This is a genomic window from Comamonas sp. w2-DMI (genome assembly GCF_040187735.1).
GTDB lineage: Bacteria > Pseudomonadota > Gammaproteobacteria > Burkholderiales > Burkholderiaceae_C > Comamonas > Comamonas terrae.
On record NZ_JBANEL010000012.1, the window covers coordinates 55,326 to 70,478 of the forward strand.

General features: G+C 67.3%; 14 protein-coding genes. 8 read left to right on the forward strand and 6 right to left on the reverse strand.

Going from position 1 to position 15,153, the window contains the following annotated elements; genetic code table 11:
* Positions 1-7: 7 nt before the first annotated feature.
* Entirely contained in the window at positions 8-1,180 is a 1,173-nt protein-coding gene (gene tgt, locus V8Z74_RS13970; RefSeq protein WP_349709668.1) for a tRNA guanosine(34) transglycosylase Tgt, read from the reverse strand.
* Positions 1,181-1,301: 121 nt separating this feature from the next.
* Here tgt and V8Z74_RS13975 point away from each other — a divergent pair, with 121 nt between their 5' ends.
* Positions 1,302-1,814 (forward strand): universal stress protein, encoded by a 513-nt coding sequence (locus tag V8Z74_RS13975; protein ID WP_349709669.1) that lies wholly within the window; start codon positions 1,302-1,304, stop codon positions 1,812-1,814.
* 55 nt (positions 1,815-1,869) lie between these two features.
* Here the strand turns inward: V8Z74_RS13975 and V8Z74_RS13980 are convergent, their stop codons facing one another.
* Together V8Z74_RS13980 and V8Z74_RS13985 are read right to left on the reverse strand one after the other, a co-directional pair.
* A complete protein-coding gene (locus tag V8Z74_RS13980; RefSeq protein ID WP_349709670.1) occupies positions 1,870-2,301 on the reverse strand; it encodes a hypothetical protein in 432 nt (143 codons plus the stop codon).
* A gap of 65 nt (positions 2,302-2,366) precedes the next feature.
* Entirely contained in the window at positions 2,367-2,942 is a 576-nt protein-coding gene (locus V8Z74_RS13985; RefSeq protein ID WP_349709671.1) for a MarR family winged helix-turn-helix transcriptional regulator, read from the reverse strand.
* Between the two features lie 117 nt (positions 2,943-3,059).
* On the opposite strand from V8Z74_RS13985, the gene V8Z74_RS13990 reads away from it, so the two are divergent.
* The 7 genes from V8Z74_RS13990 (at position 3,060) to V8Z74_RS14020 (ending at position 10,948) form a co-directional block, all read left to right on the forward strand.
* A complete protein-coding gene (locus V8Z74_RS13990) occupies positions 3,060-5,381 on the forward strand; it encodes a bifunctional salicylyl-CoA 5-hydroxylase/oxidoreductase (RefSeq protein ID WP_349709672.1) in 2,322 nt (773 codons plus the stop codon).
* Positions 5,382-5,516: 135 nt separating this feature from the next.
* Positions 5,517-6,284: an SDR family NAD(P)-dependent oxidoreductase gene (locus tag V8Z74_RS13995; protein ID WP_349709673.1), complete on the forward strand. Its 768-nt coding sequence runs from the start codon at positions 5,517-5,519 to the stop codon at positions 6,282-6,284.
* 151 nt (positions 6,285-6,435) lie between these two features.
* Positions 6,436-7,290: an enoyl-CoA hydratase family protein gene (locus tag V8Z74_RS14000; protein WP_349709674.1), complete on the forward strand. Its 855-nt coding sequence runs from the start codon at positions 6,436-6,438 to the stop codon at positions 7,288-7,290.
* A 1-nt stretch (position 7,291) separates the two neighbouring features.
* Positions 7,292-8,458, forward strand: coding sequence for an acyl-CoA dehydrogenase family protein (locus tag V8Z74_RS14005; RefSeq protein ID WP_349709675.1), 1,167 nt, complete (start codon positions 7,292-7,294; stop codon positions 8,456-8,458).
* A 15-nt stretch (positions 8,459-8,473) separates the two neighbouring features.
* The gene (locus tag V8Z74_RS14010; RefSeq protein ID WP_349709676.1) at positions 8,474-10,090 is read left to right on the forward strand and encodes a benzoate-CoA ligase family protein; all 1,617 of its coding nucleotides are present in this window, start codon (positions 8,474-8,476) and stop codon (positions 10,088-10,090) included.
* A gap of 10 nt (positions 10,091-10,100) precedes the next feature.
* Positions 10,101-10,553 carry an acyl-CoA thioesterase gene (locus V8Z74_RS14015; protein ID WP_349709677.1) on the forward strand — a complete coding sequence of 151 codons (453 nt, stop codon included), beginning with the start codon at positions 10,101-10,103 and terminating at the stop codon, positions 10,551-10,553.
* Positions 10,554-10,555: 2 nt separating this feature from the next.
* Positions 10,556-10,948, forward strand: a complete 393-nt coding sequence (locus V8Z74_RS14020) for a RidA family protein (protein ID WP_066480263.1) — start codon at positions 10,556-10,558, stop codon at positions 10,946-10,948.
* Between the two features lie 218 nt (positions 10,949-11,166).
* On the opposite strand, the gene V8Z74_RS14025 is transcribed toward V8Z74_RS14020, so the two are convergent.
* Genes V8Z74_RS14025 through V8Z74_RS14035 form a run of 3 tightly spaced genes read right to left on the reverse strand, consistent with a single transcriptional unit; the run spans position 11,167 to position 14,989 of the window.
* Positions 11,167-12,378, reverse strand: coding sequence for a phospholipase A (locus V8Z74_RS14025; RefSeq protein WP_349709678.1), 1,212 nt, complete (start codon positions 12,376-12,378; stop codon positions 11,167-11,169).
* A 6-nt stretch (positions 12,379-12,384) separates the two neighbouring features.
* On the reverse strand, positions 12,385-12,906 hold the full coding sequence (locus tag V8Z74_RS14030) for a hypothetical protein (RefSeq protein ID WP_349709679.1): 522 nt from the start codon (positions 12,904-12,906) through the stop codon (positions 12,385-12,387).
* 10 nt (positions 12,907-12,916) lie between these two features.
* Positions 12,917-14,989 (reverse strand): ATP-dependent helicase, encoded by a 2,073-nt coding sequence (locus V8Z74_RS14035; protein ID WP_349709680.1) that lies wholly within the window; start codon positions 14,987-14,989, stop codon positions 12,917-12,919.
* Between the last annotated feature and the right edge of the window lie 164 nt (positions 14,990-15,153).

Below are 15,153 nucleotides of genomic sequence, written 5' to 3' on the forward strand. Positions count from 1 at the left end.
CGCTGCCTCATACGCCGCGAGCCCGGTCCGCCTTGAAGCGGGCGCGGAATTCGGTGAAGGTGCCGGCATCCAGCGCGTCGCGGATTTCCTGCATCAGGTTCAGGTAGTAATGCAGGTTGTGGATGGTGGTCAGCATGGGGCCCAGCATCTCGCCGCAGCGGTCCAGGTGGTGCAGGTAGGCGCGGCTGAAACCGTCGCGGCCGCCATCGTCCCAGCTCACACCGCTCTTGCCCGCACAGGCGTGGCATGTGCAGGTGGTGTCTATGGGCTGGTGGTCCACCTTGTGGCGCGCGTTGCGGATCTTGAGGTCGCCGTAGCGCGTGAAGATGGTGCCGTTGCGCGCATTGCGTGTGGGCATCACGCAGTCGAACATGTCCACGCCGTCGGCCACGCCCTGCACCAGGTCCTCCGGAGTGCCCACACCCATCAGGTAGCGAGGCTTGTTGGCCGGCAGCAGATGGGGCGTGTGGGCCATGATGTCCAGCATCTCGTCCTTGGGCTCGCCCACGGAAACGCCGCCCACGGCGTAGCCGGGGAAATCCATCTCGACCAGGGCCTGCAGCGACTCCTCGCGCAGGTTCTTGAACATGCCGCCCTGCACGATGCCGAAGAGGGCGTTGGGATTTTCCAGGCGCTCGAATTCGTCCTTGGAGCGCCGGGCCCAGCGGCGGCTCATCTCCATGCTCTTGCGCGCCTCGGCCTCGGTGGTCTTCTTGCCGTTGGTCTCGTAGGGCGTGCATTCGTCGAGCTGCATGACGATGTCCGAGTTCAGGATCGTCTGGATCTGCATGCTGACCTCGGGCGACATGAACAGCTTGTCGCCGTTGACGGGGCTGGCGAAGTGCACGCCTTCCTCGGTGATCTTGCGCATGGCGCCCAGGCTCCAGACCTGGAAACCGCCCGAGTCGGTCAGGATGGGCTTGTCCCACTTCTCGAAGCCGTGCAGGCCGCCGAAGCTCTTCATGATGTCCAGGCCCGGGCGCATCCACAGGTGGAAGGTGTTGCCCAGGATGATCTGCGCGCCCATCTCGTGCAGGCTGCGCGGCATCACGCCCTTGACGGTGCCGTAGGTGCCCACGGGCATGAAGATGGGAGTCTGCACCACGCCGTGGTTGAGCGTGAGCGTGCCACGGCGGGCGTGGCTGGTCGGATCGGTCTTGAGCAGGTCGAATTGCAGCATAGCCCTCCATTGTCCCAGATACCCGCCGCGGCCTGCCGGGGCGGCCCTGCTTGGCCTGGATGGCTGTCCGTTTTTGCATGGGGGCTCTACACTGCAAGCACAGTCAGACAAGGAGGTTCAAATGCTCAAGATCATGATCGCCGTGGATGGATCCCAGGCATCCCTGGAAGCGGTGCGGCACGGCATCCGGTTGGTGGAGCATGGACTGAAGGCGCACTTCGTCATCGCCCATGTGCAGAAAGAAGCCACGCTGCTGGAGCTGGCGACACAGGACTCGGACCTGATCGCCAATGCCAGCATCGAGGCCGGCATGGATCTGGTGGCGGCGGCGCAGGAGCTGCTCAAGGCGGCGAACCTGACCTATGAGGTGGAGATCAGCCTGGGAGAGGCATCGAGCACACTGATCGACATCGCGGAAAGCACGGAGTGCGACCAAATCCTGATCGGCGCCACGGGCCAGAGCGCGCTGGGCAGCATCCTGATCGGCTCCGTCTCGCGCGAGGTGGCGCGGCACAGCCGCCTGCCGGTCACCATTGTCAAGCTGCCGGACATGCCCGAGATGGCCGATCCCGATGAAGCTCCGGAAAAGGACAGCGCCGCGGAAGACCCCGACAGCACGGAGACCCTGGCCTAGTTTTGACGGCGGCCGGCGCAGGCGGTGAAAGCGCAGGCGGCCGTTCTGGCGTTTTTCAGGCAGCCCGGCGCTGGCGGGCCGTATCGCCATGGGCGCGCTGCCAGGCGGAACGCCCCTGGTGTGCATGGAGCTTGCCGTGGGGCAGCGTGGCCAGGCGCTGGAACATCCAGCGGCAGTAACCGCGTATGCGCAGGCACTTGTTGATCTCGTCCTCGGGCAGGGGGCCGGAGACCACGATCAAGCTGTCGGCGGCTTCCCAGTCGCCGGCCGTGCGCAGCTTGCGCCGCACGCCCAGCGCCCAGGCATGGATGCGTGTGGGATGGCCGTGCTGGCAGACCAGGCCCGTGGCGAGGTCGAAGGCAATGGCGACCAGCTCCGTCTTCAGGCGAAAGCGCCGCTCCCCCGTGATGGCGCTAGGCTCGTCCCGCATGTCATAGAGGTAGTAGTGCCCGGCCTTGAGCTGATACCGCAGATGTTGTGAATCCATGAGTGTGCTCCCTGGCGCATGCCTGCGACCTCTTCTCGCCGCACAGGACGATGTTGGAGGATTCTCTATGAAAAGCGCTGGCGCGGTTCGGCCTCGATCGGCCTATATGCGCCGCTTTCCCGGGGCATTTTGCCATTTGCGTCCGAGAGAACCTGGCGCAGCAGTCCCAGCCGGTCATACAGCTCGCGCGACTGCTTGATCCCCAGGGGGGCCAGCAGCTGCTCCAGCCATTGCTCGTGTGCCTCGGCCATGGCGCCGAACTGTTTTTTGCCGCTGCGCGTCAGGCGCACGATCATGGAGCGGCGGTCCTCGTCGTCCACGATGCGCTCCACCCAGCCTTCGGCCACGAGCTGGTCGGTCAGGCCCGTCACATTGCCGCCCGTCACCATCAGGTACTCGGACAGCGTCTTCATGCGCAGCCCCTGCGGAAAGCGGCTGAGCTGGGCCAGGTAGTCGAAACGCGGCAGCGTGGTGCCGAACTGGGTGCGCAGCTGGGTGCGTATGACCTGCTCGATCTGGGTGCTGCAGGTCAGCAGGCGCAGCCACAGGCGCACGGCCTGGTGGTCGTCATGCGAGAGGCCGGCTTCGCGGCCGGGCAGGTCCGTGGCTGCGGTGGCGGGAGTGTTGTCTTTGGCTGCCATAGGTGTGCATCGTGCAGGCGCACGGCGGACATGGGTTCAGGGTTAGTTCCGATTCTAGTGAAAAATTCAAGCATTAATAATTTAGATATAAAGTAATTTTCAGGACGGATCCTGGCCATGAAAATCGTCTGCATCGGTGGCGGCCCCGCCGGTCTGTATTTCGCGCTGCTGATGAAGCAGCTGAACGCGGCGCACGACGTCACCGTCGTCGAACGCAACAAGCCCTACGACACCTTCGGCTGGGGCGTGGTGTTCTCCGACGCGACCATGGACAACATGCGCGAGTGGGACCCGGTGACGGCCGCGCAGATCGAGGAGGCCTTCAACCACTGGGACGACATCGAGCTGCTGTTCAAGGGCCGCAGGATCCGCTCGGGCGGCCACGGCTTCGTGGGCATAGGCCGCAAGCACCTGCTCAACATCCTGCAGGCGCGCTGCGAGCAGCTCGGCGTGAAGCTGGTGTTCGAGACCGAGGTCCAGTCCGACGAGGACTACGCCGAAGCCGACCTCGTCGTCGCCAGCGACGGCGTGAACTCTCGCATCCGCACCAAGTATGCCGACACCTTCAGGCCCGACATCGTCACGCGGCCCAACCGCTTCATCTGGCTGGGCACGAACAAGGTCTACGACGCCTTCACCTTCGACTTCGTGCGCACCGAGCACGGCTGGTTCCAGGCGCACATCTACAAGTTCGACGACAAGACCTCGACCTTCATCGTCGAGACCACCGAGGACACCTGGAAGGCCCACGGCCTGGACACGGCCGACCCGCAGCAGTCCATAGACTTCTGCGAAAAGCTCTTCGCGGGCAACCTGCAGGGCGAGAAGCTCATGACCAATGCGCGCCACCTGCGCGGCTCGGCCTGGATCAACTTCCAGCGCGTGGTCTGCGAACAATGGTGGCTCAGGAACGCCCAGGACAGCCATGTGGTGCTGATGGGCGACGCCGTGCACACCGCGCATTTCGCGATTGGCTCGGGCACCAAGCTGGCCATCGAGGATGCTATCGAGCTGGCGCGCCAGTTCAAGCTTCTGGGCGACAGCCAGGAACACATTCCCGAGGTGCTGGCCGCCTACCAGGAAGCGCGTCGCGTGGAGACGCTGCGCATCCAGAACGCGGCCTGGAACGCCATGGAATGGTTCGAGGCCTGCGGCCGGCGCTATTGCGACCAGTTCGAGCCCGAGCAGTTCATGTACTCCATGCTCACGCGCAGCCAGCGCATCAGCCACGAGAACCTGCGCCTGCGCGACGCGGCCTGGCTGGGCGGCTACGAGCGCTGGCTGGCCGAGAGGAACGGCGTGCAGGTCGAGGGCCAGGCGCCGCCGCCCATGTTCCTGCCCTACCGGCTGCGCGGCCTCACCCTCAAGAACCGCATCGTGGTCTCGCCCATGGCCCAGTACTCGGCCGTGGACGGCGTGCCCGGCGACTACCACCTGGTGCACCTGGGTGCCCGCGCCCTGGGCGGCGCGGGCCTGGTGTTCGCCGAGATGGCCTGCGTCAGCCCCGAGGGCCGCATCACCCCCGGCTGCCCGGGCACCTACAGCGAGGCGCAGAAGGCGGCCTGGAAGCGCATCGCCGACTGGATCCACGCCCACACCGACGCCAAGTTCGCCATGCAGATCGGCCATGCGGGCGCCAAGGCCTCGACGCGCGTGGCCTGGGAGGGCACCGACCTGCCGCTGGAGGAGGGCAACTGGCCCATCATCTCGGCCTCGCCCCAGCAATACCTGGAGGGCGTGAGCCAGATCTCCAGGCAGATGACGCGCGCCGACATGGACCTGGTCTTGGCCCAGTTCGTGCATGGCGCGCGGATGGCGGCCGAGATCGGCGCCGACTGGCTGGAGCTGCATTGCGCCCACGGCTATCTGCTGTCGGGCTTCATCTCGCCGCTGACCAACCACCGCGACGACGAATACGGCGGCAGCCTGGAAAACCGCCTGCGCTACCCGCTGGAAGTGTTCCGGGCCGTGCGCGCCGCCTGGCCCGAGGACAAGCCCATGTCCGTGCGTATCTCGGCCCACGACTGGGTGCCGGGCGGCATCACGCCGGAAGACGCGGTGCAGATCGCCAGGGCCTTCAAGGCCGCGGGCGCCGACCTGATCGACTGCTCGTCGGGCCAGGTCAGCAAGCAGGAAAAGCCGGTCTACGGCCGCATGTTCCAGACACCGTTTGCCGACCGCATACGCCAGGAGGCCGGCATCGCCACCATGGCCGTGGGCGCGATCAGCGAGGCCGACCATGCCAACTCCATCATCGCGGCCGGCCGCGCCGACCTGTGCGCCGTGGCGCGCCCGCATCTGGCCAACCCGAACTGGACGCTGACCGAAGCCGCCAAGATCGGCTATACGCCCATCGCCTGGCCCAAACAGCTGTTCCAGGGCAAGCGCCAGATGGAAACCCTGTTCGAGCGTGAAAAAGCTCAACAGGCCGTGAAATGAAACACCCCCTGAGTCGCTGCGCGCCTTCCCCCTCTCTCGCTTCGCGGGAGGGGGACGATACCTTCGCTGCGAGGCGGCTCTTGCTCGGTATCTCTGGCTTGGAGCGCGCCAGTTTCATGCGCTATGGAGAACTCGATGACGCGCGATTTGAATAACCAACATGCGTTGGTGACCGGCGCGGGCCAGGGCATAGGCGAGGCCATCGCCCGCCAGCTGCTGGCGCGCGGCGCCAGGGTCACGGTGCTGGGGCGCCGAGCCGAGCCGCTGCAAAAGCTGATGGACGCCTTCCCCGGCCAGTGCCGCATGGAACTGGCCGATGTGGCGAAAGAATCAGAGGTAAAAACGGCTTTTGACCAGGCACAGCAAGCGCAGGGTGCTATCAATATTCTGATCAACAACGCCGGCCAGGCGCAGAGCGCGCCGTTCCTCAAGATGGACGCGGCGCAGTGGCAGAACATGCTGGCCGTCAACCTCACCGGCACCATGCTGTGCATGCAGCAGGTGCTGCCGGCCATGGCGGCGGCGGGCTACGGGCGCATCGTCAACGTGGCCAGCACGGCGGGGCTCAAGGGCTATGCCTATGTCGCCGCCTATGTGGCGGCCAAGCATGGCGTGGTGGGATTGACCCGCTCGCTGGCGCTGGAGTTTGCGAAGAAGGGCGTCACCATCAATGCCGTCTGCCCCGGCTACACCGAAACCGAGATCGTGCGCGAGAGCATTGCGCGCGTGGTCGAAAAGACCGGCCGCACGCCCGAGCAGGCCCTGGCCGAGTTCGTCAAGGGCAACCCGCAGGGCCGGCTGGTGCAGCCGCAGGAGGTGGCCGACGCCGTGCTCTGGCTGTGCGGCCCGGGCGCCGGCGCCGTCACCGGCCAGGCCATTGCGGTGGCCGGCGGCGAAGTGTGATGCGCCCCCTGAGCCGCTACGCGGCTTCCCCCCTGGAAGGGGGACGGCGCCTTCGCAGCGGGGCGGCCCTTGCTCGGAGCCACTGGCTTGGGCTGGGGTGGCTTGAGAGACAGTGCCTTGGATGACTTATTCAATGGAGAGCGAGACCAAGATGAGTGAATACGCAATCGATCCCGCCCTGGTGGCGGGCAACCACCAGCAGCTGGCCGGCTACCGGGCGCAGCACTTCCTGTGGCAGGTCGACGGCGGCGTGGCCACGATCACGCTCAACCGCGCCGAGCGCAAGAACCCGCTGACCTTCGAGTCCTACGCCGAGCTGCGCGACCTGTTCCACAAGCTCAAGTGGGCGCAAGACGTGAAGGCCGTGGTGCTGGTGGGTGCGGGCGGCAACTTCTGCTCGGGCGGCGACGTGCACGAGATCATCGGCCCGCTGGTGCAGCTCAAGGCGCCCGAGCTGCTGATGTTCACGCGCATGACGGGCGAACTGGTCAAGACCATGCGCGCCTGCCCCCAGCCCATCATCGCGGCCATCGACGGCGTCTGCGCCGGCGCGGGCGCCATCATGGCCATGGCCTCGGACATGCGCCTGGGCACGGCGCGCAGCAAGACGGCCTTTTTGTTCAACCGCGTGGGCCTGGCGGGCTGCGACATGGGCGCCTGCGCCATCCTGCCGCGCATCATCGGCCAGGGCCGCGCCAGCGAGCTACTCTACACCGGCCGCAGCCTGGGCGGCGAGGAGGGCGAGCGCTGGGGCTTCTTCAACCGCCTGTGCGAACCCGAGGCCCTGCTGGAGCAGGCGCGCAAGCTCGCGGCCGACCTGGCCGCCGGCCCGACGTTCGCCAACGGCATCACCAAGACCATGCTGCACCAGGAATGGGCCATGACCGTGGAGCAGGCCATCGAGGCCGAGGCCCAGGCCCAGGCCATCTGCATGCTGACCGAAGACTTCGCCCGCGCCTACCACGCGTTCGTGGCCAAGCAGAAGCCTCAATTCCAAGGAAACTGACATGGCCGACAGCAGCTATCTGAAGTGGCCGTTCTTCGAGGCCCGCCATGCGCAGCTGGCACAGGAGCTCGACGCCTGGGCCGCGCAGCATGCCGCGCATGTGCATACCGGCGATACCGATGGCGACTGCCGCCAGCTCGTCAAGGCCCTGGGCCAGGGTGGCTGGCTGCGCCATGCGGTGGCCGGCGCCGAGAATGGCGGCGCGGGCGCGCAGATCGACACCCGCGCCATCTGCCTGATCCGCGAGACCCTGGCACGCCACAACGGCCTGGCCGACTTTGCGTTTGCGATGCAGGGTCTGGGCTCGGGCGCCATCAGCCTGGCCGGCACGCCCGAGCAGAAGCAGCGCTACCTGGGCAAGGTGGCGGCGGGCGAGGCCATCGCGGCCTTTGCGCTGTCCGAACCCGAGGCGGGCTCGGACGTGGCGGCCATGGCCTGCGAGGCCCGGCTGGAAGGCGACCACTATGTGGTCAACGGCGAGAAGACCTGGATCTCCAACGGCGGCATCGCCGACTTCTACGTGGTCTTCGTGCGCACGGGCGAGGCGCCGGGCGCGCGCGGCATCTCGGCGCTGATAGTGGATGCCGGCACGCCGGGCTTCGAGATCGCCGAGCGCATCGACGTGATCGCGCCGCACCCGCTGGCGCGGCTGAAGTTCACGAACTGCCGCATTCCCGCCAGCCAGCGCGTGGGCGCTGCGGCCGAAGGCTTCAAGGTAGCCATGCGCACGCTGGACGTGTTCCGCACCTCGGTGGCCGCCGCGGCCCTGGGCTTTGCGCGCCGCGCGCTCGACGAGGCGCTGCAGCGCGCCACCACGCGCAGGATGTTCGGCGGCGTGCTGGCCGACTTCCAGCTCACCCAGGCCAGGCTCGCGCAGATGGCCACGCAGATCGACAGCGCGGCCCTGCTCACCTACCGCGCGGCCTGGCAGCGCGACCAGGGCGGGAGCGTGACGCGCGAGGCCGCCATGGCCAAGATGACGGCCACCGAGAACGCCCAGCAGGTCATCGACGCCGCCGTGCAGATCTGGGGCGGGCTGGGCGTGGTCAGCGAACAGCCCGTGGAGCGGCTGTACCGCGAGATCCGCGCGCTGCGCATCTACGAGGGCGCGACCGAGGTGCAGCAGCTCATCATCGCGCGCGAATTGCTCAAGGGCGCGAGTGCCTAGATAGCGAGGCTGACCATGACCTATACCGCCCATATCGACACCTTTGCTGCCGACAACCTGCCGCCCGCCGAGCTGCAGCCCGACTACCTGTTCGAGCTGCCCGAGCTGCAGTTTCCCGAGCGCCTGAACTGCGCGGCCGAGCTGCTGGACCGCCATGTGCAGGAAGGGCGCGGCGACCGGCTGTGCGTGCAGGCCGACGGCGTGCGCTGGACCTATGCCGAGCTGCAGGAAAAGGCCAACCGCATCGCCCATGTGCTGACGCGGGACATGGGGCTGGTGCCGGGCAACCGCGTGCTGCTGTGCGGCCCCAACAACCCCATGCTGGTGGCCAGCTGGTTCGGCGTGGTCAAGGCCGGCGGCATTGCCGTGGCGGCCATGCCGCTGCTGCGCGCCAAGGAGCTGTCCACCATCGTCGACATCGCCCGGGTCGGCCATGCGCTTTGCGACGACGCGCTGCGCGCCGAGGTGCTGGGCGCGCAGCAGAAAAGCCCGGTGCTGAAATCCGTGCGCTTTTTCAATGCGCGCGCCGAGGATGCCGGCACGCTCGAAGCCCTCATGGCACAGGCCTCGCCGCACTTTGATACCGTGGACACGGCCGCCACCGATACCTGCCTGCTGGGCTTTACGTCTGGCACCACGGGCGTGCCCAAGGCCACCATGCATTTCCACCGCGACGTGATGGCCGTCTGCGCCTGCTGGCCGCAGAGCGTGCTGCGCGCCCATGCCGATGACGTGTTCATCGGCAGCCCTCCCCTGGCCTTCACCTTCGGCCTGGGCGGGCAGGTGCTGTTCCCCATGTCCATAGGCGCCTCCATGGCGCTGCTGGAAAAGGCCGGACCCAACCAGCTGGTGGACGGCATGGAGCGCTTCGGCGCCACCGTGGTGTTCACGGCGCCCACGTCGTATCGCGTCATGGCCCAGCAGGGCGAGCGCATACGCCGCACGCGGCTGCGCAAATGCGTGTCGGCCGGCGAGGCGCTCACGGCCTCCACGCGCGCGCTGTGGAAGGACGCCACCGGCATCGAGATCATCGACGGCATCGGCTCCACCGAGATGCTGCACATCTTCATCTCGCACCGCGAGGACGAAGCCCGCCCCGGCGCCACCGGCAAGGCCGTGCCCGGCTACCGCGCGCGCGTGGTGGACGACGACGGCAACGAGCTGCCGCCGGGCACGGTGGGCAAACTGGCCGTGCAGGGCCCCACGGGCTGCCGCTACCTGAACGACGCGCGCCAGCGCAACTACGTGCAGCATGGCTGGAACCTCACGGGCGACGCCTATCTGATGGATGCCGACGGCTACTTCGTCTACCAGGCGCGCACCGACGACATGATCATTTCGGCCGGCTACAACATCGCGGCGCCCGAGGTGGAGGAGGCCCTGATGCAGCACCCGGTCGTGGCCGAGTGCGCGGTGATAGGCGTGCCCGACGCGGAGCGCGGCCAGATCGTCAAGGCCTTTGTCGTGCTGCGTGCCGGGCATGCGGCAGGCGATGCCATGGCCAGGGAGCTGCAGGATTTCGTGAAAAGCACCGTGGCGCCCTACAAATATCCGCGCGCCGTGGCCTTTGTCGACCAGCTGCCGCGCACGCCCACGGGCAAGCTGCAGCGCTTCAGGCTGCACGGGCAGTGAAGGGGCGGCCATGACACAGACATCCGCCGCGCCGCGCTTCGTCAGCCAGGTGCCCATACGCTTCGCGCACTGCGACCCCGCGGGCATCATCTTCTTTCCGCAGTACCTGGTGCTGTTCAACGGCCTGGTCGAGGACTGGTTCAACCGCGCCCTGGGCGTGCCCTATGCCGACATGGTGGCGCAGGACCGCACCGGCCTGCCCATCGTGCACCTGGAGTGCGACTTCCGCGCCATCACGCGCATGGGCGAGACCGTGGATTTCGGCCTGCGCGTGGCCAGGCTGGGCAACCGTTCGCTGACGCTGGCCGTGGACTGCACGGGGCCCGACGGCGGACTGCGCGTGGCCGCCACCAAGGTGCTGGTGTTCACCGATCTGCAGACCCATCAGGCCATTGCCGTTCCCGCCCACATCCGCGCGGCGATTGCGCAGTGGCTCGCCATCCCGTCACAAGAAAAGGAATGACCATGCAAGTATTGCTGCCTGCGGGCTGGCCCCGCCCCAAAGGCTATGCCAACGGCGTGGCCGTGAGCGGCCGCCAGATCTATGTGGCCGGCATGATCGGCTGGGACGGCCAGGGCCGCTTCCACACCGACGATCTGGCCGGCCAGGTGCGCCAGGCGCTGCAGAACGTGGTGGACGTGCTCAAGGAAGGCGGCGCCGGGCCCGAGCACATCGTGCGCATGACCTGGTACATCACCGACAAGAAGGAGTACCTGGCGCGCCAGGCCGAGATCGGCCAGGCCTACCGCGAACTCATAGGCTCGTTCAGCGTGGCCATGACGGCCGTGCAGGTGGCGGCGCTGATCGAGGACCGTGCCAAGGTGGAGATCGAGGTCACGGCCGTGGTGCCGGAGTGATTCCTTTTTGATAGCTGGCAGCGCTTGTATCCATTGGATTTCAATGCTCGAAAGGCTTGAAATCAATAAGGAGCAAGTGTTGCCAGCTATGGAATATGAGTGCGCGGCAGGAGATGGCCGCGGTCCGCAAGACAGGAGTGTCCAGGCCGGCGGCTGCGGGCAAGGGCGTGGGCCGGATACGCCGCGGCGGCGGTGCCGTCTGCCGGGATGGAAGGCGCCTAGAAGTCCAGCAGGCTCAGGCCCACGCTCAGCACCGTGCGCTTGTAGTTGTAGTCCACCAGGCTGTCGCCATAGCCGCTGAACAGCTGCACATGCAGGCGCAGATTGCTCTTGCCGCCGTTCCAGCCTTCGCCCAGGGTGCGCAGCCATTCGATGCGGCCCGAGCCCCTGCCCTGGCCCAGCGAGCCGCGGGCCGTGAAGCCCAGGTAGTTCTGGTCGTTGACGTTCCAGCCCAGCTTGATTTCGCCGCGGCCTATGTAGTCCTGGATGTGCGGATTGTCGTCTTCCAGCGTGCTTTCGTGGATGCGCTTCCAGGCCTTGAGGTGCAGCTGCCAGCGGTTGCCGAGTTCGGCGCCGGTCATCAGATACCAGCGGTTCCAGCTGCGCGACAGCGGGTTGCTCTGGCCGTTGGACTGGTGCACCAGGCCCACGCCCGAATAGCGCCAGCGCCAGCCGAAGGGCAGCTGCGCATCGGTGGGATAGACGTAGAACACCTCGGGCTCGTGGTCCGTGGTGCGGAAGGGGCGCGAGATGGCGCCGTTGAACAGCTGCCAGTACGACTGCTGGGTATAGCCGAACCACAGCGAGTCCTTGCCGCCGGAGGCCGGCCCGGTCAGCAGGCCCGAGGCGATCTTGGTGCGCGCCGACAGCTGGATGCGCATCTCGTGCTTCTGGTAGGTCTCGGAGTCGGGCGAGCCGCGGCTGGGCGAGTGGGGCTGGTCGTCGACGCGGCTGCCCAGCACGGCGGACACCGACATGGGCCGGTAGCCGCGGAAGCTGAAGGTGCCGCAGTCCGAACCGGGCTCCAGCTCGTAAAAGCGCGAGATTTCGCTGTAGCGCGGATCGCGGCAGCCGCCGTTGGTCGGAGCGACGGGCAGGGCCAGTCCCTGGCCGGCGTCGCCTGCGGCCGTAGTTACGGCCGCCGCTTCGGAGGCCTGTGCCGGCGTGCTGGCGGCACTGCTGGCGCTGCTGGCAAGTGCGGCCGGGGCGCTCCAGCCGGTGGCGGGCGGTGCGGTGAGCGGCTGCTGGCTCCGGGCCCAGGCATCGAAGCAGGCCAGGCGCGCCGAGTTGTCGGTGGTGGCCGCGCACTGGCGCCAGGCCTCGGGGTCCAGGATGCCGGGGGCCGGCGCCTGGGCTTGCGCCGGCAGTGTCCAGGCGCCGCAGGCCAGGGTTGCCAATGCCGCGGCGGGGGTGCGAAAAGTTCGTTGCATGGTGCTTCAGTGGCGGATGGGGGCGGTGGCCGGCGCTGGGTTGGAATAGAGGGCCGGTGCCAGCTTGCGCAGCACGAAGGGCTGGGGCCGGGCTTCTTCGCCCGGCAGGTAGTCGCCGCGTATCTCACGGCCGCAGCTGCCGTCGACCACCTGGCCCAGCCAGGTGCCGGTGATGTGCACGCCGTCGGCGCTTTCCTCCAGCGTGACGCTGCCATTGTCCACATCGCCGACCATGGGCAGGCGCGCATCGCCGCGCAGCACATGGCCCTTGGCCGTACCCTTCCACTCAGAGTGCGGGCCGAGCTCTATGCGCACGCTGCCGGGCTGGCCTTCGATGCTGCCCGACCACTGGCCCAGCAATTGGGTGTCGGACATGTCGCTGTCCGCAGGGCAGGCTCCGGCGGGCTGCGGCGTGGCCGGTGAGGGATTCTGGGCACAGGCGCTGGCCAGCAGGGCGATGCCGGCTGCGCAGATCAGGGTGCGCGAAAGCATCGGGGCGCGCGCACGGAACAAGGCGGAAACTGTCATAGGCAATCGTTCAGGGGGCGGCGCCGGCACCGGGCTGGGCCTTGCGCGCGGCGAATTCGGCGCGCAGCTGGCGCAGCTTCTCGCGCGGATCTTCCTTGGCGGTGGCGGCATCCAGCCCCATCTCCTTGATGAAGCGGCTGGGCTGGCAGGCCACCATCTCGCGGCCTTTCTTGCGGCGCTTGGTCCAGCTCACGGCCAGCGTGCGCTGGGCGCGCGTGATGCCCACGTACATCAGGCGGCGCTCTTCCTGCAGGCGGGCGGCGGTCTCGCTGCTGACCTGCTGCTGGCGGCCGTTGTCGTCATCGAGCTTGAAGGGCAGCATGCCCTCGGTGGCGCCGACCAGCATCACATGCGGCCACTCCAAACCCTTGGAGGCATGCAGGGTGGAGAGCACCACCATGTCCTGTTCCTGCTCGCGCTCGCTGATGGTGGACAGCAGGGCCACGTTCTGCGCCACCTCGAGCAGGCTCTTGATTTCGGTCTGCGTGGTGGTGCCGGCCGCATCCTCGATCTTGCCGCCCGCGCGCTGGGCCATCCAGTCGCAGAACTCCAGCACATTGCTCCAGCGCGCGGCGGCCACGGATTCGCTGTCCTCGCTGTCGTAGAGATGCTGCTCGTAGCCGATCTCCTTGAGCCAGTCGACCAGGAAGCCGCGCGCGGCCTCGAAGCCCAGCGTGTGGCGCGCCCGGTATTCGAGCTCGTTGACGGCGCGGCCGAACTCCAGCAGGCCGTCATGCGCCTTGCGGGGCAGGGCGTCTTCCAGCATGGCATTGAACAACGCGCCGAACATGCTGGTCTTGTGGGCCGCCGAGAATTCGCCCAGCTTGGCCAGGGTGGTGTGGCCTATGCCGCGGCGCGGCGTGGTGATGGCGCGCAGAAAGGCCGGGTCGTCGTCGTTGTTGATCCAGAGGCGGAACCAGGCGCACAGGTCCTTGATCTCCGCGCGGTCGAAGAAGCTGGTGCCGCCCGAGACCTTGTAGGGAATGCTGGCCTTGCGCAGCGCCTTCTCGAAGGGCTTGGCCTGATGGTTGGCGCGGTAGAGGATGGCGAAATCCTTCCAGGCCGGCTGCGGGTTCATGCTGGCACGCAGGCTCTGGATGCGCGCCACGGCGCGCTCGGCCTCGTGTTCCTCGGTGTCGCAGTCCACGATGCGCACGGGATCGCCCTCGCCCAGCTCCGAGAACAGCGTCTTGGGAAACAGCTTGGGGTTGGGGCCGATGACATTGTTGGCCGCGCGCAGGATGGCGCTGGTGGAGCGGTAGTTCTGCTCCAGCTTGATGATCTTGAGCTGCGGAAAATCGAGGGGCAGCTTCTTGAGGTTGTCCAGCGTCGCGCCGCGCCAGCCGTAGATGCTCTGGTCGTCGTCGCCCACGGCCGTGAAATGGGCCCGGCTGCCCACCAGCAGCTTGAGCAGCTCGTACTGGGTGGCGTTGGTGTCCTGGTATTCGTCCACCAGCACGTGGCCCAGCAGGCGCTGCCATTTCTCGCGCACCTCGGCATGGCCGCGGAGCAGGCGCATGGGCATGCCGATCAGGTCGTCGAAGTCCACGCTCTGGTAGGCGGTCAGGCGCTCTTCGTAGCGCTGCATGATGAGCGCGATGGTGCGCTCGTTGTCGTCCTGGGCCATGGCCAGGGCCTTGCGGCTGTCCCAGCCCTGGTTCTTCCAGTTGCTGATGGTCCACTGCCACTGGCGTGCCGTGGCCACGTCGGTGGTGCCGCCCGCGCAGTCCTTGAGGATGCCGGTCACGTCGTCCTGGTCGAGGATGCTGAACTGGGGCTTGAGGCCCAGCACATGGCCGTCCTCGCGCACCATGCGCACGCCCAGGGCATGGAAGGTGCAGACCAGCACGTCCTTGGCCTGGCGGCCGATGAGGCCGGCGGCGCGCTCGCGCATCTCGGCGGCGGCCTTGTTGGTGAAGGTGATGGCCGCGATGCGCCGCGGCGCCAGTCCGTTCTCGATCAGCCGCCCGATCTTGTGCGTGATCACGCGCGTCTTGCCTGAGCCGGCGCCGGCCAGCACAAGGCATGGCCCTTCGGTGTAATGCACGGCTTGGAGCTGGGCGAGATTGAGACCTGCGGACATGAAGCGGAGAAATTCGATCGGGAGGGGAGAGCAGGGAGCATACCGCTTTGCCGTGATCCTGCTTTCGCAGGACTGTGACAACTGACGACAGGCGCGGGAATAGCAGGGTGGCATGCATGGAAGAAATTTCACGCAGGCACGCTCCGCCGGCATGGCCGCAATGC

Excerpts from the sequence above, each read along its gene's own strand:
- V8Z74_RS13995 (WP_349709673.1), top strand. The coding sequence starts at position 5,517 with ATGACGCGCGATTTGAATAACCAACATGCGTTGGTGACCGGCGCGGGC.
- V8Z74_RS13985 (WP_349709671.1), bottom strand. The coding sequence starts at position 2,942 with ATGGCAGCCAAAGACAACACTCCCGCCACCGCAGCCACGGACCTGCCC.
- V8Z74_RS13980 (WP_349709670.1), bottom strand. The coding sequence starts at position 2,301 with ATGGATTCACAACATCTGCGGTATCAGCTCAAGGCCGGGCACTACTAC.
- V8Z74_RS14025 (WP_349709678.1), bottom strand. The coding sequence starts at position 12,378 with ATGCAACGAACTTTTCGCACCCCCGCCGCGGCATTGGCAACCCTGGCC.
- V8Z74_RS14020 (WP_066480263.1), top strand. The coding sequence starts at position 10,556 with ATGCAAGTATTGCTGCCTGCGGGCTGGCCCCGCCCCAAAGGCTATGCC.
- V8Z74_RS14015 (WP_349709677.1), top strand. The coding sequence starts at position 10,101 with ATGACACAGACATCCGCCGCGCCGCGCTTCGTCAGCCAGGTGCCCATA.
- V8Z74_RS14000 (WP_349709674.1), top strand. The coding sequence starts at position 6,436 with ATGAGTGAATACGCAATCGATCCCGCCCTGGTGGCGGGCAACCACCAG.
- tgt (WP_349709668.1), bottom strand. The coding sequence starts at position 1,180 with ATGCTGCAATTCGACCTGCTCAAGACCGATCCGACCAGCCACGCCCGC.
- V8Z74_RS13975 (WP_349709669.1), top strand. The coding sequence starts at position 1,302 with ATGCTCAAGATCATGATCGCCGTGGATGGATCCCAGGCATCCCTGGAA.
- V8Z74_RS14030 (WP_349709679.1), bottom strand. The coding sequence starts at position 12,906 with ATGACAGTTTCCGCCTTGTTCCGTGCGCGCGCCCCGATGCTTTCGCGC.
- V8Z74_RS14010 (WP_349709676.1), top strand. The coding sequence starts at position 8,474 with ATGACCTATACCGCCCATATCGACACCTTTGCTGCCGACAACCTGCCG.
- V8Z74_RS14005 (WP_349709675.1), top strand. The coding sequence starts at position 7,292 with ATGGCCGACAGCAGCTATCTGAAGTGGCCGTTCTTCGAGGCCCGCCAT.
- V8Z74_RS13990 (WP_349709672.1), top strand. The coding sequence starts at position 3,060 with ATGAAAATCGTCTGCATCGGTGGCGGCCCCGCCGGTCTGTATTTCGCG.
- V8Z74_RS14035 (WP_349709680.1), bottom strand. The coding sequence starts at position 14,989 with ATGTCCGCAGGTCTCAATCTCGCCCAGCTCCAAGCCGTGCATTACACC.